The organism is Mesorhizobium sp. M7A.F.Ca.CA.003.01.2.1, from assembly GCF_003998945.1.
In the GTDB taxonomy this organism is placed as follows: Bacteria; Pseudomonadota; Alphaproteobacteria; order Rhizobiales; family Rhizobiaceae; genus Mesorhizobium; species Mesorhizobium ciceri.
Genome location: NZ_RZRA01000939.1, coordinates 1 through 2,153, shown reverse-complemented (window position 1 = coordinate 2,153; position 2,153 = coordinate 1). Strand labels below are relative to the sequence as shown.

The 2,153-nt window shown below is 63.3% G+C and carries 2 protein-coding genes and 1 pseudogene; 2 read left to right on the top strand and 1 reads right to left on the bottom strand.

Annotation, left to right across the window (positions count from 1 at the left end; genetic code table 11):
* Window positions 1-179, top strand: a pseudogene (locus tag EN969_RS36680) (ABC transporter substrate-binding protein); the annotation flags it as partial.
* Between the two features lie 9 nt (window positions 180-188).
* Here EN969_RS36680 and queF read toward each other — a convergent pair.
* Window positions 189-650 carry a preQ(1) synthase gene (queF, locus tag EN969_RS27945; protein ID WP_010915503.1) on the bottom strand — a complete coding sequence of 154 codons (462 nt, stop codon included), beginning with the start codon at window positions 648-650 and terminating at the stop codon, window positions 189-191.
* 101 nt (window positions 651-751) lie between these two features.
* Here queF and EN969_RS27940 point away from each other — a divergent pair.
* The coding region (locus EN969_RS27940; protein WP_127419579.1) for an NADH:flavin oxidoreductase at window positions 752-2,153 on the top strand (1,402 nt) is incomplete at its 3' end.

Below are 2,153 nucleotides of genomic sequence, written 5' to 3'. Positions count from 1 at the left end.
GCCTGAAGACGCTCGAGGCGATCAACGGTGACCAGGCCAAGGTCATCGTCGCCTTCGTCATATCGGGCAACCCGCACCGGCTGGAATGGAAATTCAAGAAGGTCGATGGCGACTGGAAGATCACGGACCTGTTGTCGGTGACCGGCGAATGGGCACTCAGCCAATATCAGTGCGAATGATGGGCGAGCTCAACCCCGCCCGCGATAGGGCGCCACCCCGGTGTCGGGGAGCCAGGCGCCTTCCGGCGGAGCGCCGGTTTGCCAGAACACATCGATCGGAATGCCGCCGCGTGGATACCAATAGCCGCCTATGCGCAACCACAGCGGCTTGGTTGCCGCCACGATGCGGCGGCCGATCATGACGGTGCAGTCTTCATGGAAGGCGCCATGGTTGCGAAACGAGGTCATGAACAGCTTGAGCGACTTCGATTCCACCAGAGCCGCATCGGGTGCGTAGTCGATGACGATATGGGCGAAGTCCGGTTGGCCGGTGACCGGGCACAGCGAGGTGAATTCCGGGCAGGTGAAGCGCACGATCGCCGGCGGCCCGTCGCCGCGCGAAAACGGTACGGTCTCCAGAACCGCTGCTTCGGGGCTTTGTGGCGTCTCGACGTGCGCACCGAGCTGGGTGAGAGTTTTGGTATCGATCATGGGCCCAATCCTTGTCGCATGCGCCCGGAGTGCGTGCGGGACGACATGCTTGAAAACGAATTTTGCCGCTCATTAGCACAATTTGAAACCGCAGGAAGACGATGACCTCCAACGATCCGCTTCTCCAGCCCTACCAGCTCAAACATCTGACGCTGAAGAACCGGGTCATGTCGACCAGCCATGAGCCGGCCTATTCCGAGGACGGCATGCCGAAACAGCGATACCGGCTCTACCATGCCGAGAAGGCCAAGGGCGGTATGGCGCTGACCATGACCGCCGGCTCGGCGATCGTCTCGCGCGACAGCCCGGCCGCTTTCGGCAATCTGCATGTCTATGACGACAGGATCGTGCCGTGGCTGGCCGAGCTCGCCGATGCCTGCCACGAGCACGACTGCAAGGTGATGATCCAGATCACCCATCTCGGCCGCCGTACCGGCTGGAACAAGGCCGACTGGCTGCCGGTGCTCTCGGCCTCGCCGGTGCGTGAGCCGGCGCATCGCGCATTCCCGAAAACCATCGAGGACTGGGACATCGAGCGCATCGTCGCCGACTATGCTTCGGCCGCCCAGCGCTGTCAGGCCGCCGGCCTGGACGGCATCGAGTTCGAATCCTACGGCCATCTGATGGACGGCTTCTGGTCGCCGGCCACCAACCATCGCGACGACGAATTCGGCGGCTCGCTCGACAACCGCCTGCGCTTCACCAACATGGTGCTTGATGCCGTGCGTGCGTCGGTCGGCGAGAAATTCGTCGTCGGCATCCGCATGGTCGCTGACGAAGATTTCGAAAAAGGCCTGTCCAAACAGGAGGGCATCGAGATCGCCAGGCGGCTGGCCAATTCCGGCAAGGTCGATTTCCTCAACATCATCCGCGGCTCGATCGAAAGCGATGCGGCGCTGACCAAGGTCATACCGGTGGCCGGCATGCGCTCGTCGCCGCATCTCGATTTCGCCGGAGAGGTGAGGGCGGCGACGAAATTCCCGACCTTCCACGCGGCGCGCATATCCGACGTGGCCACCGCACGCCACGCCATTGCCACCGGCAAGCTCGACATGGTCGGCATGACCCGCGCCCATATCGCCGATCCGCACATCATCAAAAAGGTGATGGAGGGCCGCGAGCATGAGATCCGCCCGTGCGTGGGCGCCACCTATTGTCTCGACCGCATTTATGAGGGCGGCGAAGCGCTTTGCGTCCACAATGCCGCGACTGGCCGCGAGGCCGAAATCCCGCATATCATCGTCAAGACCGAAGGACCGAAGCAGAAAATCGTGGTCATCGGAGCCGGCGCCGGCGGGCTGGAGGTTGCGCGGGTCGCAGCCGAGCGCGGCCACAAGGTGACGGTGCTTGAAGCATCGAGCCAGGCCGGCGGCCAAATTCGACTGGCGACGCAGAATCCGCGCCGCAAGGAGCTGATCGGTATCATCGACTGGCGGCTGGCTGAACTCGCCCGGCTCGGCGTCGAGATCCGCTACGACACCTGGGCGGAGAAGGACGATGTTC